15 protein-coding genes are annotated in these 26,201 nt (G+C 48.4%); 9 read left to right on the top strand and 6 right to left on the bottom strand.

Annotated features, from left to right (window positions below; all coding sequences use genetic code 11):
* Positions 1–211 precede the first annotated feature (211 nt).
* Positions 212–997: a hypothetical protein gene (locus GO755_RS24690; protein WP_157587977.1), complete on the bottom strand. Its 786-nt coding sequence runs from the start codon at positions 995–997 to the stop codon at positions 212–214.
* Positions 998–1,445: 448 nt separating this feature from the next.
* Between GO755_RS24690 and GO755_RS24695 the strand changes: the two genes are divergently transcribed.
* The 3 genes from GO755_RS24695 to GO755_RS24705 all read left to right on the top strand — a co-directional run bounded on the left by GO755_RS24695 (position 1,446) and on the right by GO755_RS24705 (position 6,443).
* Positions 1,446–2,984: a T9SS type A sorting domain-containing protein gene (locus GO755_RS24695; RefSeq protein ID WP_157587978.1), complete on the top strand. Its 1,539-nt coding sequence runs from the start codon at positions 1,446–1,448 to the stop codon at positions 2,982–2,984.
* A gap of 478 nt (positions 2,985–3,462) precedes the next feature.
* Positions 3,463–3,801 carry a PadR family transcriptional regulator gene (locus GO755_RS24700; RefSeq protein ID WP_157587979.1) on the top strand — a complete coding sequence of 113 codons (339 nt, stop codon included), beginning with the start codon at positions 3,463–3,465 and terminating at the stop codon, positions 3,799–3,801.
* Entirely contained in the window at positions 3,789–6,443 is a 2,655-nt protein-coding gene (locus GO755_RS24705; protein WP_227687071.1) for an ABC transporter permease, read from the top strand. The genes GO755_RS24700 and GO755_RS24705 overlap by 13 nt, the downstream gene beginning before the upstream one ends.
* Positions 6,444–6,700: 257 nt before the next feature.
* On the opposite strand, the gene GO755_RS24710 is transcribed toward GO755_RS24705, so the two are convergent.
* The gene (locus GO755_RS24710; RefSeq protein WP_157587980.1) at positions 6,701–8,998 is read right to left on the bottom strand and encodes a tetratricopeptide repeat-containing sensor histidine kinase; all 2,298 of its coding nucleotides are present in this window, start codon (positions 8,996–8,998) and stop codon (positions 6,701–6,703) included.
* Between the two features lie 246 nt (positions 8,999–9,244).
* Between GO755_RS24710 and GO755_RS24715 the strand changes: the two genes are divergently transcribed.
* The 6 genes from GO755_RS24715 (at position 9,245) to GO755_RS24740 (ending at position 18,395) form a co-directional block, all read left to right on the top strand.
* Positions 9,245–10,354 (top strand): DUF4249 domain-containing protein, encoded by a 1,110-nt coding sequence (locus GO755_RS24715; RefSeq protein WP_317165956.1) that lies wholly within the window; start codon positions 9,245–9,247, stop codon positions 10,352–10,354.
* Positions 10,355–10,763: 409 nt separating this feature from the next.
* Positions 10,764–14,672 (top strand): PAS domain S-box protein, encoded by a 3,909-nt coding sequence (locus GO755_RS24720; RefSeq protein ID WP_157587982.1) that lies wholly within the window; start codon positions 10,764–10,766, stop codon positions 14,670–14,672.
* A gap of 213 nt (positions 14,673–14,885) precedes the next feature.
* Positions 14,886–15,125 (top strand): hypothetical protein, encoded by a 240-nt coding sequence (locus GO755_RS24725; RefSeq protein WP_157587983.1) that lies wholly within the window; start codon positions 14,886–14,888, stop codon positions 15,123–15,125.
* A 104-nt stretch (positions 15,126–15,229) separates the two neighbouring features.
* Positions 15,230–15,544 carry a LytTR family DNA-binding domain-containing protein gene (locus GO755_RS24730; protein WP_157587984.1) on the top strand — a complete coding sequence of 105 codons (315 nt, stop codon included), beginning with the start codon at positions 15,230–15,232 and terminating at the stop codon, positions 15,542–15,544.
* A gap of 377 nt (positions 15,545–15,921) precedes the next feature.
* Positions 15,922–16,305 carry a hypothetical protein gene (locus GO755_RS24735; RefSeq protein WP_157587985.1) on the top strand — a complete coding sequence of 128 codons (384 nt, stop codon included), beginning with the start codon at positions 15,922–15,924 and terminating at the stop codon, positions 16,303–16,305.
* Between the two features lie 125 nt (positions 16,306–16,430).
* Positions 16,431–18,395 (top strand): sialate O-acetylesterase, encoded by a 1,965-nt coding sequence (locus tag GO755_RS24740; protein WP_157587986.1) that lies wholly within the window; start codon positions 16,431–16,433, stop codon positions 18,393–18,395.
* A 942-nt stretch (positions 18,396–19,337) separates the two neighbouring features.
* On the opposite strand, the gene GO755_RS24745 is transcribed toward GO755_RS24740, so the two are convergent.
* From GO755_RS24745 to GO755_RS24765, 4 genes are all read right to left on the bottom strand, one after another.
* Positions 19,338–19,853 carry a hypothetical protein gene (locus GO755_RS24745; RefSeq protein ID WP_157587987.1) on the bottom strand — a complete coding sequence of 172 codons (516 nt, stop codon included), beginning with the start codon at positions 19,851–19,853 and terminating at the stop codon, positions 19,338–19,340.
* 130 nt (positions 19,854–19,983) lie between these two features.
* Entirely contained in the window at positions 19,984–20,703 is a 720-nt protein-coding gene (locus GO755_RS24755; protein ID WP_157587989.1) for a hypothetical protein, read from the bottom strand.
* A gap of 20 nt (positions 20,704–20,723) precedes the next feature.
* Positions 20,724–22,817, bottom strand: a complete 2,094-nt coding sequence (locus GO755_RS24760) for a hypothetical protein (protein ID WP_157587990.1) — start codon at positions 22,815–22,817, stop codon at positions 20,724–20,726.
* Between the two features lie 19 nt (positions 22,818–22,836).
* Complete coding sequence (locus GO755_RS24765; protein ID WP_157587991.1) at positions 22,837–26,142, bottom strand: coiled-coil domain-containing protein; 3,306 nt, start codon at positions 26,140–26,142, stop codon at positions 22,837–22,839.
* Positions 26,143–26,201 lie beyond the last annotated feature (59 nt).

A 26,201-nucleotide genomic window follows, 5' to 3' on the forward strand; every position in this document is an offset into this window, starting at 1 on the left:
GGGTGTAGCGTTAACTAAACCCCTAACTGAAAGTGGAACGTTGATTCGTGAACTGGCAAGTTGCGACAGCAATCCTATTCTAATAGCGTCATTATCATCGTTGACAGGTTGTCTCAGACAAACGGGCGTTTTAAGAAAATGAGAACTGAAAAAAAAGTGAGAGATTGTCAGCCTAGATCATGACCCACTCAATTTCAGGTGTTAAACTAGTTCAGTAGGTTTCGTATTCATAGTCGGTTTGCCCACTGCCATCTATCTGTACTTTTTTGATGGGCAGTTCCTGGGCGTTATAGGAATATACCTGACCGCTCACCAATAGATTATTTTTGCTAAGATTATGGGCCGAATACCCTCCACTGATGAGCACACCATACCAAGGGTTGGGATGAGTATCATACTGATAACGGATTGTATTACTAGGGCCGCCTGTAGCGTAAGTTGTCGTCACGTTAACCACATTATCCTGGCTATAGGAATAGGTGGCCGTAAATTCCATCCATAGCGTACCCTCATCATTGTAATTTTTACGAACGCCTTTAGTGGGGTACTTCCCGCTCCCGTATACATACTGCTCTTCATACTCCAGCATCGCTTTATCAAGCACAATTTTGTTAGCTTTCACCTCCATTAGTCGATTCTGAGCATCGTAAGTATACAAATACCGCCTGTAAAAATTGAGCGTATGACCTGGGTATTCGGGGTCCTGTTTCCACTCTGACTGGCTTACTAATCCCGTGTCATTATAGGTCAGATAATAGTCATCTTGGGCATATAGATACGTCGAGCCCGTAAAGGTCCGGGTAGACACCAGTTGATTGGCTTGGTTATAGGTGTAGTTGGTAATAGTGGTATAACTAAGTGGAGACGAACTACTGGTCGTACTAGTGGTCGACTTTTTGAGTCGATACCGAGGGGCTTGGACGTTGGGCTCTTGACACGATGCGAGTGTGCCTAGGAAGAGAAGAGCGACCAGCGTATAGGTAAGTAGTACTTTCAAGCTTTTATCGATTTAGACCAGGGTAAGCGATCAAGGTGTAAGGCAACCAATAACGTAACCTTAGGCAGGTCAGGTCGTTGAGTTAACCGGTTCTGGTTGTATATCGGCATTGACTGTAAAAGGTGAGTATCGTTTGAATTTAATCGTATCCTAGCATTCAGGCATCGATACTTGACGTATGAAAATCACGAAGCCACCTAACTGTTGATGGTTTTCCTGATTTATGGATACGAATTATTTATCTCATATAAACGCTCCCAAGCGAGACAAAGGAGCCTGCATGCGTTTGCTTTAAAAACCGGACGTTTAGGTGACGTGCAGGTAGTGATTTTAGGAGCAGAGTTGCTAGGTCTACCTTGATTTATTTTGTTGATACGATCTGACCTACCTACTAAAATGGATAGTTCATACGTTGAGCCAATAACGAGTGCAATCCCTGATCGATCCGATGAACATCCGCGGTGTAGTGCTGCTCTGGCTACTAGCCAATACGCTGAGCGTAGCTCAAAAACAAGCCAACCACTGGTACTTTGGCCAGAACGCTGGCCTTCGCTTTGACGTCAACTGCCAACCCATTGCCCTCCAGGACGGCCAGATGAGCAGTGATTATGGCAGTGCCGTCATGTCGGATGCGCAGACGGGACAACTCCTATTCTATACCGATAGCTACCGCATCTGGAATCGTCAGCATCAACTCATGCCCCACGGTCAGCTCACCGACTATGCCGGGCGGGGTGCTCTCAGTCAAGGCTCCTTGTTTGTGCCCGTGCCTGGCCAGCCCAGCCAGTATTACTTCTTTCATCTGGTCGAGACAAACCGCACTAACACCGGTCCCGCTGACTTTGCCCGGTTAACCTATTCGATCATTGATATGGGCCTGGATGAAGGGCGAGGCGACGTGGTCACAGCTAAGAAAGACTCTACCCTGGCTCAAGGCCTGGCTGGACGTCTGACGGCAATTCCTCACCAGAACGGCTACGACTATTGGGTATTGACTCACCAGTATAATACCGATGCGTTTTTGATTTATCCGGTGACGGCCCAAGGGATCGGTCCGGCTGATACGCTACGGATTGGATCTGTTTATCAAGGACAAGCGGTCTATGGCATGCTTAAAGCTTCGCCTGATGGGCATAAAGTCGCTTCTTCATCAATGACCACCCAGCCCCATGCCTTTGATCTATTTGACTTTAATCCTGCCACGGGTCGATTAACCAACTACGTGAATCTAGGTGATCTGCGCTTGCAGTACGGGGTATCTTTCTCCCCGGATAACTCCAAGCTTTACTTGACCACTCAGCAAGTTCTGCGTCCAAGCCAGCCTAATCAGGGCGTGGAGTATATCCGGCAATATGATTTGCGTTCGGCCGACCCAAAAACGATCATTGGTTCGGGTCGCAGCATTATTGACCAGAACCCCCTGACCAATTTCCCAACGACGAATCTTTCCCAACGTCAGGGCTTCTACGCGGCTTCGTTGCAACTGGGTCCCGATGGTCGTCTTTACTGTGTAGCGGATTATAGCAACCCCGTGGCCAGTGATCCCTGTTCGAACTGTAGTCAGCATATTCTGGTAATCAATCGCCCGAACGAGCCCGGCTTTGCTTGTAATGTGCAGCTGCAGACGGCGGAGCTAGGAGTTGGCCGGGTGGGCGATGCGAACGATTTGCCGAATTTCATGCAACACTACTTTAATGGTTTACTCCCTCTGGATTGCGCGTTTGATCAAGACGATGGCTGTACGGGCCAGAACATTAAACTCTTCCCCAACCCGGTTCAAGATCAAGCCGAGTTGCTGATTACGGATCTTTGTTACAAGCCCTACCAGTTACGCATTCTGAATGTAGTAGGTCAAGTGTTAAGTGCTTATTGGGTGACTACGGCCCGGTCCCAAGTCTTTAATTTTGGCCATTTAGCCGCTGGTCACTATGTGGCTGAATTGCGGTTTGCGAATCGAACGCTCATCAAGCGGTTCGTTAAACTGTAGGCGAATCAAAGAGCTCATAGCGAGATGGCTGACAGCAAATTGTATGCTACTAACCGGAGGTGACAGTTAATGAAAATTAATCGCCTCACAAAATGCTCCTAGCTGAGACGAAGGAATAGTCATATATCTACTTCGTAAATTAGGCGTTGTTGTTGCACAACTTAAATGGTCGTTTTTTTGCTAGCGAATTGGCCTTAATCAGGCCTGTTTTACGGCCATATCTAGGATCATATTACGGGGAACGTTATAGGTATCAGGAGCAAAGCCTTTCCTAAAATGAGTTGTGCAACAGCCACGGGCGTTTTAGGAGGTACTAAACTACTGTCCGCTTCTGCACGGCATTTGTCCAAAAGTGGACAATTTACTCTCACTTGATTCGGTAAAACTAGCTCTAAACGCATTCAAGCGTACTTTGAAAAGTTGGCCGAGTATTTGTACGACAAAGCCTATACTAATAATAGCCACGACCAATTCTAGTATGAAACGAGCATTTTTAGGGGAGTTGGAAGAAGTCGTCCTGCTAACCGTAGCAGCCCTCCAGGTATCGGCTTACTGTGCCTTAATTACCCAAACCATTGACCAGCAGATGGCCCGCAGCATCAGCTTTCCCACGGTCCACACCACCCTACAACGGTTGGAGGAGAAGAGCCTCGTTTCCTCGCAGATGGGCGGAGCCACCGCCGAGCGGGGAGGTCGTCAGAAACGCCTGTTTACCGTCACGACAGCCGGTCAGCGGGCGCTGATCGAGTGTCGGCAAATGCGCAGCCAATTGTGGCAGCAAATTCCAACTCCAGTTCTACAGCTATGGGGCGCTTAAGTGGCCGTAACGATCGCCACCCAGGGCCACCGAAATGGGCCGAGTGGTTACTGAACCGATTCAGTCCCACCGGCATGGAAGATGAATTGCAAGGCGATTTGTTGGAAATGTACGCCTATTGGGTAAAAATAGGAGGCATCTCAAAAGCCCAATGGTGGTATTGCTTGGCGGTCCTGCGGCTAATCCGCCCTTTTACCTATTCTCAACCGGAAGGTCACCGGACCGACCGCACCGGCGGACCGGTTCGAACCACCTCTAACTTAAGCCCAACTATGATTCGTAATTATGTTCTCATCGCCTGGCGTACGCTTACCCACAACAAAGCCTTTTCGGCCATCAACATTCTAGGCTTAGCCTTAGGCATGGGCTGTAGTCTGCTCATCTGGTTATGGGTCCAGGATGAACGCAGCATCGACTCATTTCATGCTAACCGCGACCGATTATATAGTGTCTATGAACGGGTCTTTTCGGAAGGAAAGGTTCAGGCGGGTCATTGGACGCCCGGCTTGTTAGCGCAGGAACTAAAACGCACCGTGCCCGAGGTAAAATACGCCTGTAGCTACCGTCAGCATGCAGCCACTTTTCAAGTCGGGGACAAAATCGTGGATATCGAGGGAGCCAGTGCGGGCGAGGATTTTTTCACCATGTTTAGTTTTCCCCTTTTACAAGGAACCGCACGAGCGGCCCTCAACGATCCAACCAAAATTGCCATTTCCCGTAAGATGGCCACCATCTTCTTTGGCAGTCCTCAAGCGGCAATGGGTAAAATCGTTCGCTACAATAACCGGCGGGATCTGATGATAAGCACCGTGTTTGAAAATCCACCCGTTACTTCCTCGCTTCAATTTGATTTTCTGTCGAACTGGAAAGCGCATACCCAGGACGTTGATTGGCTACAAACCTGGATCAATCGTAGCCCCGCCACGTTCATTGATCTGCAAGACAATGCCGATCCGGTGAAGGTAGAGGCTAAGTTGAAAGACTTCTTAAAAGCGTATCTCCACGAAGGAGATGGTGGTGGCTTTCATGTCGAATTAGGGCTGCAACGCTTCGATCAGATGTATCTGCATTCCACTTTCAAAGATGGTCAACCCGATGGGGGACGTATTGGCTATGTTCGCATTTTCTCCTTTGTGGCTCTATTCCTATTATTAATTGCCTGCATCAATTTTATGAACTTAGCCACGGCTCGCTCGGCCAAACGAGCCAAAGAAGTGGGCATTCGTAAAACGATTGGAGCCCTGCGTTTCTGGTTGGGTGTTCAGTTTGTGGGTGAAGCCATGCTGGTAACGTTCTTAGCCCTACTGGTTGCCTTGGTCGCGGTTGCCTTGCTGTTGCCTAGTTTTAATGAATTAACACGCAAGCAGATTAATTTACCCCTCTTACAGCCTCTATTCTGGGTAGGAATAGCCAGTCTGCTCGTCATTACAGGGTTAGTGGCCGGCAGCTATCCAGCCTTATTTTTGTCCGCTTTACAGCCCATCAAAGTATTGAAAGGCACGTTGCGTTTTAGCCCACAAGCGCAATTATTCCGCCGGGGGCTGGTTGTTTTTCAGTTTGTGCTATCGATGTTGATGATTATCGGCACGATTATCGTCTCTCAACAGATACACTATGTACAAACCAAAAACCTAGGCTATGACCGGGAGAATTTAATTTATTTTCAAGTCGTTGGTGATTTAGGAACGAAATATGAGGCTTTTAAACAACAACTGGCCAGTATGCCAGGTATACAGGCCATCAGTCGGGTTACTTCCGCTCCCTCACAAATGGGGGCTCATGCCTATGATATAGACTGGGCTGGTAAAAATCCGAATACCCGAGAAGTCTTCATTCATAATACGGTTGGGCATGGATTCTTGGCGATGATGAAACTTCAACTCCTACAAGGTCGTGACTTCTCGCCCCTATTTCCAACCGATTCGAACGCGTTTATTATCAATGAATCAGCACTCAAGCAGATCGGCTATAAAGAACCGCTTGGTAAACCGCTAACCGCTTTAGGTCGTCACGGAACCATTATTGGAGTAGTAAAAGATTTCCATATCCGATCGTTGCATGAGCCCATTGAGCCCTTAGTTCTTCTCTTTCATGAAGAGCTGGATTGGGGAAAATTTTTAGTCAAAACCAAGCCCGGTCAAACCAGGCAGGCTCTTGCCAGCCTGGAGAAGGTATTTAAACAGATGGAGCCCCAATTTCCATTTACTTACTATTTTGTTGATGAACAATATCAGAAGCTCTACCAGAGTGAGCAGGTGATTAATCAGCTGACCACTATTTTTGCCTTACTCACCATCTTTATTTCCTGCCTGGGTTTACTAGGACTTGCCTCCTTCACGGCTGAACAACGGACCAAGGAAATCGGTGTTCGCAAAGTATTAGGTGCCTCCGTAGCCAGTGTGGTAACGTTACTAGCGAGTGATTTTCTCAAACTAGTCGCCCTGGCCATTGTGGTGGCTAGTCCGTTAGGTTGGTATGTGATGAATCGATGGTTAAGTGATTTTGCCTATCGCATTGAGATAAGTGGCTGGGTGTTCCTGTTGGCTGGCTTGCTGGCGATGGGCGTCGCCCTATTGACCATTAGTTTTCAAAGCATCAAGGCGGCCTTATTAGATCCGGTCAAGTCCTTACGAAGCGAATAGCCTCCCAGAAGAGGTCTAAGAGTTCACCTCTAAACGTCTGTTTACTAAAGGCTCATTAGTGAGACGGCATTATTAAGCGACTTAGTAGTCTATCTCATAACGGCAAAGGCCACGCTCGAGCGTGGCCTTTGCCGTCCCATTTTCTTTTCAACAACCTTGATTATCAAGGTTAACAAAGATACTATTTTTAATTATTTGGATTTATAACACCAGGAGTCTGCTTCAGAATATGGGCGTTTCAGGAGACGAGGTTACGCCTAAAAATCAGATTTTTGCCTTTGGGGTAATTCAATAACAAATGTGGTCCCTTCACCCGCTTGGCTCTCAACTCGAAGCGCTCCTCCATGCCCTTTGGTGATGATGTCATAGCTCAGTGATAAGCCTAATCCGGTCCCTTCACCCGTGGGCTTGGTGGTGAAAAAAGGCTGAAAGATCTTCTGCTTCACGCTTTCAGGTATGCCTGTACCGTTGTCAGCGACCCGAATCTGAACGCTTTCTGGCGTCTTTTCGGTCGTAACCGTTAGGGTCGGCAAGTAGGATGAATCAGCGTGCTGCTGGCGCTCTCTGACGGCATAGAAGGCGTTGTTATACAGATTCAATAGGACACGCCCAATTTCTTGGGGGACTACATTGACTTGTCCCAAGTCAGCGTCATACTCAGTCACCAGAGTGCACTCGAACGATTTGTCTTTGGCCCTAAGCCCCTGATAGGCAATCTTGAGATATTCATCGGCCAGGGCATTGAGGTCAGTAGGTCGTTTTTCACCTGTTTCTGTGCGGGAATGTTCGAGCATGCCTTTAACAATATTACTGGCTCGACTGCCGTGATGGTTGATTTTCTGGAGGTTGCCACTGAGGTCGTCGGCGATGGCTAGTACGTCCTCGATATGTCCGGCCTGGGCTTCTTCTTTCAACTCCTCAATCATTTCAATAGATACTTCCGAGAAGTTGTTGACGAAGTTTAAAGGGTTCTGAATCTCATGGGCGATACCCGCCGTCAGCTCACCTAAAGAGGCCATTTTCTCTTTTTGAATCAATTGAGTTTGGGTCGCTTTCAGTTCGGTCAGGCTCTGCTGGGTTTTGTCCTGTTGCTGCTGAATTTCTTGTTTTTGGCGTTGGAGTAAAGCATTGGCCCGCTTCTTTTGAAAGTTATTGTGGTAAAGTATGGCCAACAGGCCACCGATCAAGGCGAGTATAGCGAGAGAGGCATAGAGTAATTGGCGTTGACGACGGACTTCCTCGGCCTGGAGTTGCTTATCTTTATTTAATAAAGTAATCTGGCTTTGCTGACGGCTCATCTGATCAGTAAACCGCATGGCTGTGGCCTTGCGGGTGACGTCTTCATTGTTGAGGCTATCTTTCAGGTTAATGTAGCGGCTTTGATACCTATAGGCACGATCATACTCATGAAGCTGGGCATGTAGATCAGCTAAAAGTTGACTAGCATCACGTGTGGTTTCCTTGTCTCGATATTGTTCAGCGATTATAAGTGCTTGCCGACCATAATAAAGAGCGCTGTCGGTCTGGTGGGTCTGGCTATAAGTTCGACATAAGGTAAGATAGGCACCCCTTAGGAAAACGTCTACTCGAAATTGCTTCCCCATAGCAACTACCTGACGTGCGTAGTGGGATGCCTGCGGTAAGTTACCCACTTGTTGGTATAAATCGGCTAATGAATTAAATATAAATGACTTTAACCGGAAGCTGTTCGGGTCAATGCCTTTTAACAGCTTCTGATAGATGGCGATCGCCTGTGGATAACGGCCAAGATCAGCGTAACTTCTAGCCAGATTCACCTCAACATTTTGTTGGTCTACTAAAGCCAGTGCCCCTCTTAATCGCTGAGCTCGTTGGGCATACTGTAATCCCTGCTCATAATCTGTTAGGCTGCTATAGATACTGGAAATACGAACTAAAGCCCGGACCTGCTGGGTAGTATCCTGTGCCCGCTGAGCCTGGTTTTGGGCTTGGAAAAAGTAGAATAACGACCGCGTATAGTTGCTTCGATTATCATACTGGTAACCAATACCCATCAATATATCGATCACTCGACTCGGCATGTTCCATCTTTTGGCCAAGGCTAGGGCTTGTAGGTTGTAACGTATGGCGTTGGCCGTATCCACATTGTAAGCTCCTAAATCGCTTAGGATGTCCAGCTGAAGTTCTTTTGCTCGACTTCGTTGTGCGAGTGCTAGGGCTTGCTTCAAAAGAGCTTGACTCTTCTTAGGATTGCTAACATGATAGTTAGATGCGACCATATAGCTCCAGGCCATATTTTCCAAGGTACGCGCTTGTCCGTTGAGGTACTTGAGTCGTTTGGCTAGTTCAAAAGCCTGGTTGAGCACTGAGTCACTCTGCTGTACTCTCAGGGTATCATAGCCCCTTTTTCGAAATCGTAAAGCATCTGCCAGTTCATTAAGTTGATTTACGTAGACAGTATCGGCCTGGGGATGTTTAGCTAGCACCGCCCGCAGGCTGTCAATCTTTTTGGTTTGGGCGATGACTGGTCTAATAATTAGACAGGAAAGCAAATAAATTAGTATCAATCGCGGCATGGTCAGAATGCAAGAGAAAAACAAACACCAAGATACTACTTAGGCTTCTCAAATATAGCTCTACTGGCCGCCACAGACTATCCCGTTTGAGCCAAAGACTGATACGTTTGGGACACCTCTAATAGGCATCAAAGTAAGTTATTCCATTACTCTCCTTTACAGGAGGAATTGTTTTTAGTAGCTATGCACTCATGGACGGTGAAGTTGTTGATTTGTTTAAGTGTTGGCTTCAGCCTGCTTACCTGTGTGGACCCAGTTGAGTCAACCATCAATAGCTCGCTGAATGTCCTAATTGTGGATTGTACCCTTACTGATAAAGCCGAAACACAGGTTATTCGACTGAATCGCTCCCAATCGGATCGACTCACTGGTCGATTCGGGTATGTACCCCTCACCAAGGCCAACGTTCAGCTAGTCGTTGATTCCGTTGAGGTCGTGATGGCCGAAGAAACCACGGATGGTCGCTATCAACTACCCGCTGACTTCAAGGGCCAAGTCGGTCATGTTTACCAACTCAAGTTCACCTTAGCCGATGGTACCCATTACGAATCCACCCCTGAGCTACTTCAGCCAGTGGCGCCGATTGGGCAAGTTCGAGCCCTATTTAATCCCACTAGTTTAAGCGCAACAGAGCGTTTAAATAATACCTACTCAGCCGCTCATGATTTCTACGTGGACTTTACCGACCAGGCCGATCAACCCAATTATTACCGGTGGGACTGGATGGATTGGGAGCGCCAGGAGTGGTGCCGCAGTTGCAATCGAGGCTTCTACCAGGTCAGGGATGCCCAAGGCAACTTAATCGAAGATTGTGTCAGTACCAATCTAAATTCATCCTTCACGGCTAGTTTTGATTACAATTGCCGAACGGCCTGTTGGGAAATTCTCTATAGTCATGAACTAGTTTTGTTCACGGATAAGTATAGCAATGGAAATCCGGTCAAGGGCTTACTGATTGGTCGGGTGCCTCTGTACTCCAAAGAGCCTTGCCTGGTTGAGCTTCGCCAAAGCTCCTTAACCAAACAGGCGTACGACTACTTTAATCAACTCCAGGAGCAAAGCCAGACGTCAGGCGGATTGGCAGGTGGACAGCCTGCTTTGTTAGTGGGCAACGTGCAGAATGTAGCCAAGCCCAATGAAGCCGTGGTTGGTTACTTCACCGTATCAAGTGTTTCTTCGGTTCGGTACTGGTTAAGCCGAACCGATGCGAGTGGGATTGCCCCTGGCTTATTTTTCGCCCTGAACGCTCGTGGCCCTGTCGATGAACCCCCATCGGGTCGGGATCGTCCACCCACTGCGGTTTGTGTTTCGAGTGATAGTCGAACGCCCTATAAACCCGAAGGCTGGAGAGATTAATTATCCGTTGCCTAAGTGAATGGTATCATAAAAAGTACTGAAACAACGAGAGATACGGTTGAGTAACGGATTTGGTATGAAACGGCAGATGCCCCTACTATCCAGCAAAACTTGCCAATTCAATGTGCCGCTAAACCGCACCACTTCAGTATACTAGCTTTGATAGGCTAGTCAGTGTAAGCTGGCTACAACAGCTAGGTTCAACCACCTGCTAGCGCATGAAAGTAAACGCAGTCCTATGCCAACGAGCTAATTCACTTTTATAATTGCCAAACATGGACTATTTATTAACGATAAAGCAAAAACTATTCATATATCTTACCATTTAATTAACTAATATCAATAAGTAGAAACTTTTATAGGCTGGTTTAGTAGTTTTATTGACTAAAGTATTTAGCGAGCATAGCCTATGTCTATTCCATCAAATGAGCATCAGCGTTTAGAAGCGTTATACCGATATCAGATTCTGGATACCTTGCCGGAAGAGGCATTCGACAGACTGACTCGGCTAGCATCGTTGATTTGTCAGGTACCCATCTCCCTAATCTCCCTGATCGATAAGCAGCGCTTATGGTGCAAATCAAGCGTAGGACTTGACGTCAAAGAAACTAGCCGGGATATTGCTTTTTGCCAGTACACCATCCTGGACGGTGACCTGCTCGAAGTAGAAGATACGCTGAACGATACTCGCTTCAAGCAAAATCCATTAGTCACGGCCGATCCGGCTATTCGCTTTTATGCCGGCTATCCCCTGACGGATCCCGCCGGGTTTGCTCTAGGGACGCTCTGTATCATGGATCAAGTGCCCAAAAAACTTACTGAGGCTCAGCAAAAAGCCCTCAAGCTACTAGCTGAGATGGCGATTGAGCGGATTGTGGCGCATCGACAGCAACAGGAGCTGATCTATTTTGAGCATCTGTTTACCGTGTCGAATGATTTGATCTTCGTGGCCGATCAGCAGGGGCACCTAAAAAAAATAAACCCGGCCTTTTGCCAAGTCTTGGGCTGGGATGAAGCTTATTTATTGACTGCTTCTTTTTTCGACTTAGCCCATCCCGATGACCGGCCAGCTCTCGAACAAGAAATCAATCAGATAGCAACTGGCCAATCGGCAGTCAACTTTACCTACCGCTTTCAGTGTCAAAACGGAACCTATCGGTACCTGCAATGGGTGGCAACGCCTGAAGCGGCTACGGGCTATTTGTTTGCCATTGCCCGGGATGTGACAGAGGAAAAACAAAAAGAGGTTCAACTCTTTCAGTCGGAGAAGCGATTCCGCTCATTCTTCGAAAACTCCCAGGGGTTCATGTGCATTCATGACCTGAAGGGCACCTTACTGTCGGTTAATACAGCCGGCGCTCAGGCCTTAGGCTATGAACCCCAGGACCTAATTGGCCATCGGTTACAAGATGTCGTTCCCCAGGAGCAGCACGCTGGGTTTGAGGTTTATCTGAACACCATTCGTCAAACCGGTCGAGCTCATGGAATCATGCATACGCTTCATAAAGACGGATCGCTCCAAATCTGGTTATTTGCCAATATTCTGGAACAGGAGTTGAATGGGGACTCCTACGTAATTGGAAATGCCATTGATATTACCCGTCGGCACCAGCTAGAGATCGATTTAAAGTGGAATAAGCAAATGCTGGAGCAGACCAATGAGGTGGCCCGCATTGGTACTTGGGAAGTGGATGTTATCCGGCAAACCGTCTATTGGTCATCGGTTACCAAAGCGATTCATGAAGTGCCTACTGACTATATACCAACCTTTGATCAGGCTATATCCTTTTTCCAGGGGGAACATCAGAAACGGATTCTGGATGCTGTCGACCGGGCAATTCATGAACAAAAAGCCTATGATTTAGAATTACCTATTAGAACAGCGAAAGGGAAAGAACTATGGGTACGGGCAGTAGGAACCGCTGAATTTGACTCTGGAACCTGTAAGCGCCTGTACGGTACTTTTCAGGATATTGACGAAAAGAAAAAAGCGAAACAGGCCTTAGTCAATGAGAAATTACGACTGGCGGCTTTTGTTGAACATGCACCGGCGGCCGTAGCTATGTTTGATCGCCAGATGACTTACCTGGCAGTGAGTAACCGCTGGAAAGAAGATTACAAACTGCAACAGGACATCGTTGGCTCTAAGCTACTGCCGAAGTTATTGGCTGAGTGGCAGGCCGTCTTTGAGCGCTGTCTTAATGGAGCCGTAGAAAAGAGTGATGAATACATCCACCGACCAGCGGGCTGGAACCATGATCAATACCTTCGCTGGGAAATCAGGCCCTGGTACCAGTTTGACGGTTCAATTGGGGGCATCATGATGTTTACCCAGGATATTACCGAATCCTGTCGCCAACGAGATGAACTGAAAAAAGCTAAACAACTCGCCGAACAGGCCAGTGTGGCAAAATCCGAATTTCTGGCCAATATGAGCCATGAAATCAGAACGCCACTGAACGGGGTGATTGGCTTTACCGATCTGGTGCTGAAAACATCACTTAATGAAACCCAGCACCAGTACCTCTCCATTGTCGACCAATCGGCCAATGCCTTGTTAGGCATCATCAACGATATTCTGGATTTTTCCAAAATCGAAGCGGGCAAACTAGAACTGGCCGTCGAGAAGGTCGATATCTACGAAATCAGTAGCCAGGCCGCCGATATCATTACCTATCAGGCCCAACACAAGGGGCTTGAAGTGCTGCTGAATCTGCCCGCCGATTTGCCCCGATTTATTTATATTGACTCGGTGCGCTTGAAACAGATCCTGGTGAATCTGCTGAGCAACGCGGTCAAGTTCACCGAGAAGGGAGAGATCGAGCTAAAAATCAATCCGTTAACCGATCCAGTCCAGGAGTATGTTACGCTTCACTTTGAGGTACGGGATACCGGCATTGGCATTAAGCCGGAGATGCAGGAACGGATCTTCGACGCTTTTTCTCAGGAAGATGCTTCTACCACCAAAAAATACGGCGGAACCGGCCTGGGATTAACGATCTCTAATAAGCTGCTAGGCTTGATGGACAGTCGGCTGGAGTTGGTTAGTACCCCTGGCGAAGGAAGCTGTTTTTCATTCGATGTGCGGCTAAAAACAGAGCTAGGTGACCCCATCAACTGGCAAGGTATCGACCAAATCAAGCATGTATTGATTGTGGATGACAATGCGCATAATCGGCTGATCTTACGGCAAATGTTTTTGTTACGCAATATTAGCGTTGAGGAAGCCAGCAACGGTTTTGAGGCCCTCCAGCTACTGGCCCAAAATAAGCAGTACGATGTGATTCTGTTGGATTACCATATGCCCTATATGGATGGATTGGAAACCATTGAGAAGATCCGGGCTAATTTTTCGTCGGCCACCGACAAGCAAGCCATTATTCTGCTGCATAGCTCAGCGGATGACGAACGCCTGATCAAGGCGAGTGAGTCGTTAGCCATTAACCAGCGTTTGGTCAAACCAGTCAAAATGACGGACTTGTTCCGGGCTTTATCCCGACTGGACCGACAGCATGAGCAGCCACTACCTATGGAGATAGATGATCCGTCGACTCAGGTGGGTACCCATGTCATGAAGGTGTTGCTGGTTGAAGACAATAAGGTAAACCAGTTATTGGCTAGAACCTTCTTAACCAAGTTAATCCCCAATGCCCAGATCTGGGAGGCTATTAACGGGCAGGAAGCGATAGACATGTATCAACAGCAGAAACCCGATTTGGTCCTGATGGATGTTCAGATGCCCGTTATGAATGGGTACGAAGCGACCCAACGCATTCGGGAGCTGGAACAGGGACGTCGTATTCCGATCATTGCCCTGACGGCTGGTACGGTAAAAGGCGAGCGGGAAAAGTGTCTGGCAGCGGGGATGGATGACTTTATCACCAAACCGATTGTGGAAAAATCGATGGCTTCGTTGTTGCAAAAATGGCTGGCGACAGACCCTGTTGATGGGCAGGAGATTGATACGACTGATGAACCTACTGCCCATTTTGATGTCCAGATATTAAAATCGATAGCCGGTCAGGATCTGGACTTTCTGAATACGCTAATGGAAGTGGCTGAAAGTGAACTTATTAGCTCATTGTCTACGCTGATCCAACAAGCAGAGGATAAAAATCTAGCGGGATTAAAATCAGCTGGACATAAACTCAATGGCACTGCTTTGAGTGCCGGTATGCCTATCTTAGCTCAACTAGCCCATAGGGTCGAACATCTGGATCAATTTGAGTTGAAGTGGGTAGGTGAGTTAGTGGATGGCATTTGCTCGGAGACGGGCAATGTGCTCGCCTTAATGAAAGAATCACTACAGGCGGATTAGTCTTCAAGCTCGATCAACAGCCATCTTAAGTCTACGGCTGCCTGATCGATTCAAAGGGGAGAGATCTTAAGTTCAATAGCGGAAAATATGTGCTTTCCTAAGCGGTTAATCGCCCAATAATCAATTCCGTTGTGGAATTTCGGCTAAATAAAGTAGCTTGAGCTTGCTATTGAATGCTGCTTATTTCAACGGTATATTCGTACCCACCATCCTATGGTAGACCCCCAAGAATGCCTTCGGCAGTTTAATCAGTTTATCCATGATCAACTTGCCCAAAAAGTCAAGGAACGACTCATTCAACAGGCACCCACTATTGACTGGTCGCAGGTTGACATCGTTTTAAATGCAGAGGCCAATGGATTCTATTTTGCCTCCCCGAATTCCCAGCTCTGCGAGCAGCTTCAGAGTATGTTTGCCCCGCTCAGCGAAGATTGGTCAGAGCAAACCCTATAAGTCTATTCGCTCAATCCTCTCTCTCTAGCTATTTATCCACAGATATACGGCTAATTTCCTTGGTAGCTAAGGTCTGTTTTTTTAGATCAAACGTTGTTGTCAACATGCGGAAAAACAAACTGACCGCCGAGCAAATCCTCTACATCGTGGGCGATGATAATTACAGCATCGTGCACCTGACTACTCACAAAAGGGTGCTACTGAGCCATACACTCAAGTGGTGTCAGGCCTACTACCCTGGCTTCATTCGGATTAGTAAACAGGCATTGATCAATCCCGCCTATGTAGTGAGCTGGCTAAAAACTAGTCGATTCGTGGCCAGCCTGACCATGCAGGACAATCGGCAATTAGGAATTGCTCGGCGCCGGATCTCCAGGGTGCTCGAGCAGTTTGAGCTGGCTCTTCACGCAGATGACTAAATAAAAAAAGCGAGTTCACAAAACTATTGGATTTGTTTGAGCGCCTAAAGTTGATGGCCCACTTTCCACTACCTTTCATAACAAATCATATTCCACCTGCTTCTCCAGAGCAACGGGTCACTGGGCTTCTCCGTACTAATCCGATAACCTGACCAAGTCTGCCCACTCACTATATTGGTAATAACGACCTGGTCAGAGGGCAATAATTGGCGCCTGAACATTTACCCGGTTTATTGATGGGGTTCCACTAGAGGCGCCATTTTTCGTTCTTCTTCGCCTCGAAGAAGGCTAGCGGACCTTTATCTAACTAATTTAAGCGATTTGCAACCCCTTAGCTTTCGTTGGAATCCATACCCTGATTCCTTTCAATTCACGCTATGAAGTATCTGCTTCGCTTTCATCTGTACGACAATCCATCCCGTCAAAGCTTCTATCAACTAGGGCCCGATCAATGGGTCAAGAAACGCCCTCAGTATGTCTACGGCTTACCCTACCGGTTAGAGCCTGAGGAGTTCGGCCCAATTGGTGCCCCTGGTCAGGTGTATGTGCTGGCAAATCCGCTCCGCGTTAAACCCCTTCTGGATTCCGCCAAACCAACCCAAAGCCAGTTACTCATTGAGGTCTTTTTCGCCAGACTCGAGGAGTGGGGTTGGTTCAGGGAGGCTCCGGAGGTAAGCCCAACCAGTACAACTGGCATGGATTCCTACCAACCTAAGCCCGTTGAAAAGGTGGCTGTCAGAGCACAGAATAGCCAACAGTAACAAAAAGAGATTGACGGGCTAAAGCCACTGGTAAAGGCGTTAGCTGAGAAGCAAACGCCTATCTAGTAGTGGACTCCAGTAGGAGCACACTACTCCTTGACTAAACAGATTCTACTTAATACGTTATGATTAAAACTAGTTGCCGAGCATTCTTTTTGTGCCTAGTACCCTACCTTCTCCAGGCTCAGTTTATCATTAACTCCCCCATGACCCGGTCGGTCATTCAACGAAATGCCGCCAATCGGGCTCAACTTACTATCGCCGGTAAAGCCCCAGGAACAGCCGCAACGATCGAAGCCCGACTCATACCTATGGTGGTAGGACAAGGTACGCCTAGTGACTGGACGCTCGTGGCTACCGTCAACAATGATCAAACATTTAGAGGAACGCTACCAGCTTTGGGCGGTTGGTATCGACTTGAGATACGAGCCAAATCAGCCAATACAGTGGTTGCTGATACCGCTGTTAACCGAGTTGGCGTTGGGGAGGTGTTCGTCATTGCAGGACAATCCAATGCCCAGGGGGGAATCGCCACCGATGTCCCACCAGCCATCGACGACCGAGTCTCCTGCATCGACTTCTTCCAGCGTGACCAGATCGACACTCAGACATTCCCTTTTCTGTTCAGCCATGTCAGTGCAGGAGCCAGCATTGGACCATCCAATGCGCCCTATCTCTGGGGAATTTTGGGTGATAGTTTGACCAAACGACTCAATGTGCCGATCCTGTTTCTGGGGGCCGCCCAGGGAGGCAGTAACAGTACCGAGTGGGCTAACAGCGCTGCGGCAGCACCCATCACCCTCCCCTATCAGCGAGTCAGTGCTACACTCTTATACTACATTAGTCGGCTGGGTATGCGGGCGATCTTATGGCATCAGGGTGAAAGCGACAGCGGTATATCTGAACAGACGTACTTCAACAATGTCAACTCGCTGATCACGAAAAGTCGTCAGCAACTGAGCCATAGCCGTCTGGCCTGGTTGGTCTCGCGGGCTAGTTATATCTCAGGGGCAACCAATGGCCAGGTGATTGCGGCTCAGAACCGGTTAAGTAACGAGGTCGCCGATGTGTATGCGGGTCCGGCAACCGATGGGTTGATTGGTCCCGACAACCGCGTGGATGACATTCATTTTGGCGGTCAGGGCCTGGTGCGTGTGGCCAATTTATGGAATCAGAGCCTGACAGACTTGTTTTTCAGTCAGTCAATTCCATTCACTCCTTCAGCCGACACGATTCGGACCGACGCAGGCTGGCAAGCAGTTACGAGCGGCACCGTGTTTAGCAGTCTACAGCGGGTCGGGTATCGGTATGAATCGTCGTTGCACAATTTTTTCCTGTTAGTTGGGGCAAGTTCGCCCGTCGAAGGGCGGTTGGAGCGGTTGGATAGTGGTGATTTTACTGACACCTCCTGGTCTGCTCTTACCATCACAGATAGTTCAGATTATGCCAATCCTGGCTTCAGTGATTATGGGTATTTACGTTTTTATGCACCGGGGGGTGTATCACCAGGAAGGTATCGGTTATCTGTGCGCCCGGTTGGTGATAAAGGTACAGGCTATCAACTCGAAACGGTCTTACATGATTTCCGCAATACGCTCTTCATTGGCAATGAGCCGACCCCACCCGTTACCCAGCAGGGCGACTTAGTCATCGGTTCTAACCTGGACTTACCTCAGGCTAACTTCGCAGCCCCAGGCAGTGTGGGTAATTTCGTGGTGAATGTGTTTGAGGTAGCTGGCCTGCCCACCTCCACGGGCAATGTGCAGCTCACCATTACCGTTCCCGTTGGCTATACCCTTGCCTTTGCCCCTACTCTCACTAGCATCAATGTGTCGGGCGGAGATCACAATCCCATAGTAGTGACAAATGGACAGTGGAAAGTGAGTCAGTCAGTGGGAGCACGTCAGTTGACGCTGACGATGAACCTGGGAGCCTTTATCCGCGGGGGAGGCAAATCGAGTTTAGGCTTCAGCATTACCCGGACAACGGCTAATTCGGGCAGTACGGATCATATCACTGTAAACGTGAAGGATGACTTGGCTGAACTTTTAAACAACAATGTCTATGTACGGGTGATCAATAGCTTGTAACTGGCTGGACCTGGAGCTTCGTGAGTCGCTCTAGCCCAATATGTTTCAGGATCCTAACCTTCTCGGTGCCTTCTTTTTTATCGTCTAAGCCATGCGATTGCCCCATGTATCAGCAATCCAGCTGTGTATGTACTAAACAACGCTGGCTCTGGTGAGATCAGCGTTGTTTAGTACATACACAGCTGGAGGTTTAGAGTCCACTTACGAGCAATTGCGAGAAATGGTGCAAGCCTTACGTAAGAATTGGGAGTTGACTTGAATACTAATAGGCGTTAACAACCTTTTAATTGGTTAGTGGTTATAAAAGCAAGCTGACAAGTGAAATGACAACGTGCCGAGCTTCGTTGGCTATTCATAGAGGGATATCGTTTAATTATGTGTAGAAATGCTGATTCTTTTAGAGTTAGCATTTTTTTTGTTACCATATCGTAATTTTTCAGTCTAAATGGTGTTGCTTAATTTCATATTGAAAGTATTTATATACTTAATAAAAGTATATAGTTAAAACAACCTACTAATGATGACGCGCGATTTTGAGGAACTTATTGACTTCTATGGGTCCCAACAACAACCTCAAACAGCTCAGTACTCTTTCCATTGGACCAATTCCAAAACTCTGCGAAACTGTATAACTCTGGCTATGCGTGGAGCTAAAGGCGGCAATAAGTCCAGCCTTAAGACATTGCGGTTGATTAAGGATTTATGCATGACCGAAAGGTTGGACATGGTGAACTAACCGAAAGTAAGGCCAGGGCTTGCTCAACTGCATGTTGTGGATGGCAGGGTTTTGACTGTTGGTGAAAGGAGTTAGAGTAGTCAACGAAACAGCCGACACCTAAGCAGATGGCGGCTGTTTGCCTTACTTAAAATTATCACTGACTCCGCTATGTACTGAGTAGTGGAGATACGATTCATTATGCCTTCTGTTTAAAGCCGAAACCGCTACCTGCTTCGCTGCTGGGTTAGTCGGTGAACCTCCAGCTTATAGAAGTCTACCGTCATACGTAAATAGTCGATCATGGCCGGGTCTTCTTCGCACTGATCGCCCTGGTTCTCCAGTTCGGTCAGCCACCTCTGAAACAGGTTGGCCGATTTTACGGCCTTGCCCAGTGGACTTAGACCGACGATCACCTGTCTGGTGTTGGGGGCCTTGACGAGTTTTAGCGGGGTATTTAATTTAGCCTCAACATCCTGTTTAGGTTTCACCTCCACAAAAAGCAATGCCTGCTGGAGTAGTTCCGGCTGAGGGGTTGGATACTGGATATAACCCCCGAAAAGGGCCGGATTGCGTAGCGAGGCCTCGAAGCGCTGCTCCTGCCGCAACTGATCAGCCAGCCGGTTATCGATAAACCGTCGGATCAAGGCCATTCCAGAGAGCCGCTTTAAGTCGGGGTGCATAGTTTTAATCTGTCGGACCAGCCGATGCTGGCGAATAAGGCGGGATAGATAGGTAAACATGATTTTGGGATAGGTGAACCAGGTCAATGCCCGTTTCGCTGTTTCATCAACGACTGGATCTCATGCTGATAGCGGGCCTGGTGATGAAGATAGCCAATCGAGGCCATAAAATTACCATAAGGGAGCTGCTCTACCTGCTCAAAGGAGATGCCCCGGTGCGCAGCCACGGCCGATACCAACGCATATTCTTTATAGGCTTCCAGTTCAGGAACCATCGACTCCGCCAGGTCTTCGAAGGCTGTTTTGGGTGGCTGAGAATGAAGGTGGTCTGCCCAGAACTCGTCGAGCTTCGATAGTTGGTCAAAAAAAAATGGGCCAGCGGCAAGGCTTCCGTAACAGGCAGTGCTTCGATCTGAGCGGTTATTTCCGTGAGCTGACTTCGATCCGACAAGCGGGCATTCATCAGGGCAGGATAGAGATAAACCGATAGTATCGATACTGCCATGGTCATATAATTAACCGATAGTTCCTCGTCAGCCAACTCATTGACAAACTCGTCTACGGTCCACTTCTGAAACAGCGTGCACATACCTAGCTCCTGGGGAGGCTTTACCCCCGCTATAACTTCCGGGACGGGTAAGGAGAGAAAATCGGGTGGCTGACTTAGAAATGGCATTCGGTCGATGGTGTCATCCTCGATACCAGCCATTACCTGTATTAGGGCATTAGCATCTGAGGCCAGCACTTCCAGCGCCTGTCGTTTATAAGCTGATCCTATCTGTGTTTCATTTAAATCCGAATTGACGAGTTTGGCACTGCGACTACTCAGATCAATAAACTGTTTGAGGGTAACTTCTGGCCACTCGGTAGGTACCGTGAAGGTGACGTCTGGGGTTTTAATCGTTAGCATGGAGGTGTGAAGGAAAAGAGTTAAAACGCAACAAGGGTGACCATACAGGCATGGCCATCGACATAATCCGAGATTTTATTGATGTAGTATAGACCATCCGATAAAGAAAGTGAGCCAATCCGTACGCGTTGTAAGCGGATAGGGCGTTCAAAATCCAGGCTGGCAATATCTGTGGGCATAAGGTGTACGGAGACTTCTAAGACGCGCATACGACGAAGAACCCGTAGTAAGCCCCTATAGTATCGATCGATGATACACTGCTCCCCTCGGTTAAGAAGCAGCGACGAAAAAGAGAGTGTAAATGGAGTGTCGTTCGAAATAGCCGAATTAGGCCTCATACCGAACCAGGCCGGTCTCAGGTTTACCGTTACCTCCTCCAGTGTTATGCCGTCTGACTTAAGCCGCTTGGTTTGCATTGGCTGAGTATCCCCTAGGGCTACTAACAGAAGTCGAGGGACGGTGCTCTGGTTGTTGATGGAGCTGCTACTACCTGAGCCGCTGACGGTGCGAATTTTGATCAACGGAGGATTGCCGTAGCCAGGTACCGATTGATCCGAATCTGTACTGGCCGCAAATGGCATCTCAAAGAGCGTCATGTCGGTGTCGAGCGTTGTGGCATCCACCCTAATAACCCCATTGCCGTAATTCGTCGTTTCCCCGGAACTCAAGCCTCTGGGCGCTACCTGCGCTTTTTTGGTCTCGTCGCTTTCCTTCCAGGTCAGGTAGTTGATTTGCGCATAGGGCTCCAGTCGAGGAATCCAGCCCGGTTCGGTACCCGTATCCACGCGTTTAGACCAATCGACGGCATTCGCCGTATTGTTAACTATTTTGGAGAGACTAACAAAAGCGACCTGACGACGAAATGGATCGACCGACCAGGTACCGCCCATCAGAAAGGCCAGTCCTTTCAGAAGTGCTAATCCGGTCACATCAGGAAGATTCCGGGCTACCGGCCAACGGTCACCCGTATGGGTGGTGGGATCAGGGGTGAACGACGCCCAGCTATTGTTCGGGTCGTTATACATGGTGAAACGAAAAGCGCCTAAATCGGTCTGCCGTTGGGCCCGGAGGTGGATCTGAATCCGGTCACCTGCCTGACAACCGATGGTTTCGTCGAGCGTTACATTGCCTATCGCATAGTAGAGGATATTATAGGGAGCGCCCTCTGAGAAGCGCTCGTTGGCCACTTCATTGCCATTCACCAGCACACTTAAAACCACTTCAATGGCTCCCGTTACAACCAGGCCCTTAAATGCCTGGAAAGCCTGCACGCGAACCCTCATCGCCGTATCGCAGACGTAGGAAAAGGAGGAGGTAGTATAATTGTGTAGCTTGCCCTGCTCAAAACCCTGATCGACTAGGTTATCTAAATTATAGGGCTGAACCCGATCAATGAAATAGCGACTACCCAGCGTGCCGCGATCCACCTCCTCCGTAGGAGCCTGCCAGGTAACGCGCGCTTTTCGATCAACTGACCACTGGTCATCGTGACTGGTGGGGTCTGATTCAGAAAAGGGGATAAGGAGTCGCTTAAACAAGTCATCGTTGCCTAGCTCACCTACCAAACGATACCCCTCTTCATAAAGCAGTTGGGTGAGTAACGTCTTGACGTAAACCGCGGGAAAAATCGTATCGTTAGCCGTGGCATTGCCACTTAACAGACCATAATCAACCAACGGATAACAAACCCCCTCGGTTGCCTCAGCGTGCAGGTTGACCTGTTCCAGAGTCCAGTCATGATCATACCGGGATAGATTAGCCGTCCGAATCGACCGGTCAAGCCGGTCAAATAAATTCTTTTTTTCCTGAAACAGGGTAACATCCCAGCCATTTGAAAATTTATCGAACTCGGCATAGCCCGAAAAGATCGTTTCTCCCCGAACGACAACTTTTGCCCTCAGTGTTTTGTATGGCCACTTGGAGGCACTATCTAGTTGCTCGGCGCTCGCCGTTAACTGTCGAATTGCGATTGAGTCAGCCAGTGAAAACGTGTTTGTATGGCTGATTTGCAGCGTCGTTGGCTTACTTAAATCGTTGCTCTGGAAGGTCGAGGCAATACCATCGGCGGTGGCCACCCAAACGTTTTCCAGAAAAAGGCCGTCCGTATTGGTCATATTGTTGTGGGATAGTTACTTAATAATCGGCCCGATTTTCAACCCGTACCCGCCGACCGACACCCGATTGAATATCCTTGACCTGTACCTGAGGAGCGGGCATCGACTTTACCGCCTGAGCAACCCCATTCACCACCGATTGGGTGACCAGCCGATTGATGCTATCCAGATTGATCGTACTCGGCTGAATCATTGGCTGTGATTGTGATAGGCTCATCACACCACCATAGGCCATTTGAAATGGGGTGTAAGTTCTGGGGCTGGCTATTTTGGGTGTTCCCTCAATCGCTACACCACCCGCCATCTGATTTGCGTAAGAGGCTAGGTTACGTAGTACAGGGTTTCGATAAACCCCTCTGGTCAAAATAATCTCGTCCCCTTCCATTTCACCTACATAGCGCCCTGATTTATGATACATCGGAATGCCTCCCTGGGCATGGGAGGGACCATTCACTAATCCACCCTGACTAGGATCTACGGCACCACCCTTGGCAAACTGTTGGGATGAAATGATACCAATCTGAACAAGACCAACAGCGCCGGCGAGGGCCATCAGGAATGGATTAGGTGCCGCTTCCAGAATCGCTTTTGCGGTATTGATAGTCGCTTCGACGAGCGCTATTTTTTTGCGCTGCTCGGCGGCCTCCTTCTCCAGCTTTGCTTTCTTCTTCTGATAATTGCGTTCGATACCCTCCCGGGCCTCCGCGCTCAACGCGGCCGAGTCTAATGCAGCCTGTTGTTGGTCATCGAGGGCTTTTGTTGCACTATCAATCTGGGCATTAATAACACTGGAAGCCGCTGAGGTTGCCTGGCTATACACATCGAGAACTTGACCGATTATCCGTTTATTGTGCTCCAGTTCGGCATCCTCTATCTCCCGGTTAGCCTTGTCATTGATCGCTTTTTTCTGGTCTGCCGTTAAATGGGCCACGTTAAGCGCTGCATCACGTTCCGCATTGATACCGTCAATCCGGGCCTGTAACTCCTCATGACTGCCGGCTTTTGATAAGGCTAACCGTGATTCAGCTACTGCTTTGGCATCCGCAATCTGGTCCGCATCGATCTGACGATTCAAGTCCCGGCGAGCGGCCGCGGCTTTGGCAATAATTGAATTTCGACGGACTTGAAAATCTTCCTCCAGTTTCTCTTTTGCCTTCGTATCGGTCGGATTGACTTTCTCCAGAGCAAACTTCTTTTCGATTTCGAGTAACTTCAACTGGGTTTTTTCTTCCAAATCAATGCGCTGACCGTCAAAAAGTCGTAGATCTGATAGGGTCGCTTCAGAAGCATCCTGGCGAATTTGAATTTTCTGGGCTTCCGCATTAGCGGTCTGTGTGATCTGAGATTGCTCAAATTGTTGGGTTAGTTGCTCAACATCAGCATTGTACTGGGCATCAAGTCGCCGAAGTTCGGCCGTCAACAGTCTTCTGTTCTTTATCCGATCGACAGCGTCCGATTTTTCTCTATCTAGCTGGGCTGATAAGGCATCTTTCTGTAAGTCAAATTCAGCCTGTGTTCCCTTTTGCACCAATGAAAGCCGAGCAGCTAATTGGGCATCCATAATAGCAAAGGTGCGCTGTTGGACCAATTGAGCATGTGCTTTAATAGCTTCTAACTCTTCGGCCTGTGCTTTGGCGTTGATGAGTTTTTTCTGAGCGACGGTCACATCAGCGCCAACCTTCTCCGCTTCGGCTTTCGCATGAATTAACGCAACCTGCCGGCGAAGTACCTCTTCCTCAATTTCGATCGTTGAATCGCCCTTCTGTTTGGCCACCACCAGAGCAAGTTCTGCTTCAGCGACCTGTTCAGCGGCCAACTTCTTGGCATTCTCTTCGACTTTCTGTATGCCTTCGGCTTCAATGGTATTGAGTTGATTCTGCAACTCGGTACGCTGTCCGATCCGATTCTTGGCGATATCATCTAATTTGGCTTCTTCCTGAGATACTTTCTCCCGAGCTTCGCGATTGTTCTGGTTGGCTTTTGCTTCAGCCTGGGCTAACTGTACCCGCTTTTTCTGTAAGGCTTCTTCGGCACTCTGGATTTTCTGGCTTGCGGCAAAAGCAGCACGTTCAGCCTTTGATCGAGTCTCAACTGATTTAGTAGTATCTTGAGCGATCTGTTTTTGACGCTCGATGAATTTCTCACTACGGGCGCGCTCGGTGTTCAGCTTAATTTCATCTTCCTTGATTTGGATACTGAGGTTAGCTAGGGCGACGCCCTGATCATAGGCCTTCTTTAGGTTGGTCGCTGCTCCCTCGGCACCGGTGCCCATCTGAATAAGGCCATCACCAACCTTACCCCAATCCCGGCTCCGGATACCGTCGATAATCACACCCAGGGCGGTAAAGCGATTGATGAGGTTCTGTTGAACGAATTTACCGAAGTCAATGATCCCCTGTTTTGGATTTTCCCAGGCATTGGCCAGCGCATCACCGATAGCAATCACTTTCGAGGTAAAGGCCGAAAAGATCGACGATAGGCCAGCGGTCGTTCTGGCCAGAAAGTCCATTCCTTTCTGCGATTTGGTCAGGATCAGGTATAGACCGGTCAGTATCGCAATCGGGAGCGCTGCGGCTAGAAGCAGGGCTGCCCCCCGGGCCGTTAACAGGAATTTGCCAAAGAGGTCAGCACCCTGCCAGGCTGATTTAAATGAATCCTGGGTTTGACCAAGGTTGACGCCTAAAATATTCGTGTCCCGAATATAGTCTTTAAGACTTTTCCCCGAATCCGACATAACCTTTCGGTTCTTATCCTGTATCCGGGTCAGGTCATTAATTTGCGTAAGCAGGACCCCGCCAACTGACAGATCATCACGTTTAGCTTTGGTCAACCCCCGATATTCATCCTCTAATTCAGAAATTAGGTCATCCAGTGCATCCATACTGCCTGCTGTGGCCTCAGAAATCGCCTGTTCCCGCTTTCGTTCAGCATTGAGCAGCTTTATTTGCTCGGCTAGTTGCTGTGAACTCTTCGCGCTTTTGCTCTCGGTATTGATGAGACTGGTCAGGCCCGACTCCAGCGCAGTGAATGATTTGACCGCTTGGACTGCGATGGCATTGGCAGACTTCTGTTTGGTTTGATGCTCAAGTAAGGTTTTAGAATAGCCGACCAGCTCCTTCTCGGTTTTGTCGATCTCAACCAGTAAGGCCTGCATCGTTTTTCGATAGACCTCTTCACCCAGCAGTTTACTCTCGAACATCTTCTGCGTCTTCTCCTTTTCAATGCGCAGGCTGGCCAATGCCGCCCGGGCAATTTCAGCGTTCTCTTTAACTTTTGGAATATCGAGCACTACTTCAAAGAGTAGCTGTTCCGTTTCTTGTGCCATTATTGTTATACGTTATAGGTGTGGTAAACCGTCAAAGCCGGTATAATGAAAAATAGCGA

The sequence above is a fragment of the Spirosoma arboris genome (assembly GCF_009754945.1).
GTDB lineage: Bacteria > Bacteroidota > Bacteroidia > Cytophagales > Spirosomataceae > Spirosoma > Spirosoma arboris.

Coding starts and splice junctions, on each gene's coding strand:
- GO755_RS24695 (WP_157587978.1), top strand. CDS start 1,446: ATGAACATCCGCGGTGTAGTGCTGCTCTGGCTACTAGCCAATACGCTG.
- GO755_RS24700 (WP_157587979.1), top strand. CDS start 3,463: ATGAAACGAGCATTTTTAGGGGAGTTGGAAGAAGTCGTCCTGCTAACC.
- GO755_RS24705 (WP_227687071.1), top strand. CDS start 3,789: ATGGGGCGCTTAAGTGGCCGTAACGATCGCCACCCAGGGCCACCGAAA.
- GO755_RS24710 (WP_157587980.1), bottom strand. CDS start 8,998: ATGCCGCGATTGATACTAATTTATTTGCTTTCCTGTCTAATTATTAGA.
- GO755_RS24720 (WP_157587982.1), top strand. CDS start 10,764: ATGTCTATTCCATCAAATGAGCATCAGCGTTTAGAAGCGTTATACCGA.
- GO755_RS24725 (WP_157587983.1), top strand. CDS start 14,886: ATGGTAGACCCCCAAGAATGCCTTCGGCAGTTTAATCAGTTTATCCAT.
- GO755_RS24730 (WP_157587984.1), top strand. CDS start 15,230: ATGCGGAAAAACAAACTGACCGCCGAGCAAATCCTCTACATCGTGGGC.
- GO755_RS24735 (WP_157587985.1), top strand. CDS start 15,922: ATGAAGTATCTGCTTCGCTTTCATCTGTACGACAATCCATCCCGTCAA.
- GO755_RS24740 (WP_157587986.1), top strand. CDS start 16,431: ATGATTAAAACTAGTTGCCGAGCATTCTTTTTGTGCCTAGTACCCTAC.
- GO755_RS24745 (WP_157587987.1), bottom strand. CDS start 19,853: ATGTTTACCTATCTATCCCGCCTTATTCGCCAGCATCGGCTGGTCCGA.
- GO755_RS24755 (WP_157587989.1), bottom strand. CDS start 20,703: ATGCTAACGATTAAAACCCCAGACGTCACCTTCACGGTACCTACCGAG.
- GO755_RS24760 (WP_157587990.1), bottom strand. CDS start 22,817: ATGACCAATACGGACGGCCTTTTTCTGGAAAACGTTTGGGTGGCCACC.
- GO755_RS24765 (WP_157587991.1), bottom strand. CDS start 26,142: ATGGCACAAGAAACGGAACAGCTACTCTTTGAAGTAGTGCTCGATATT.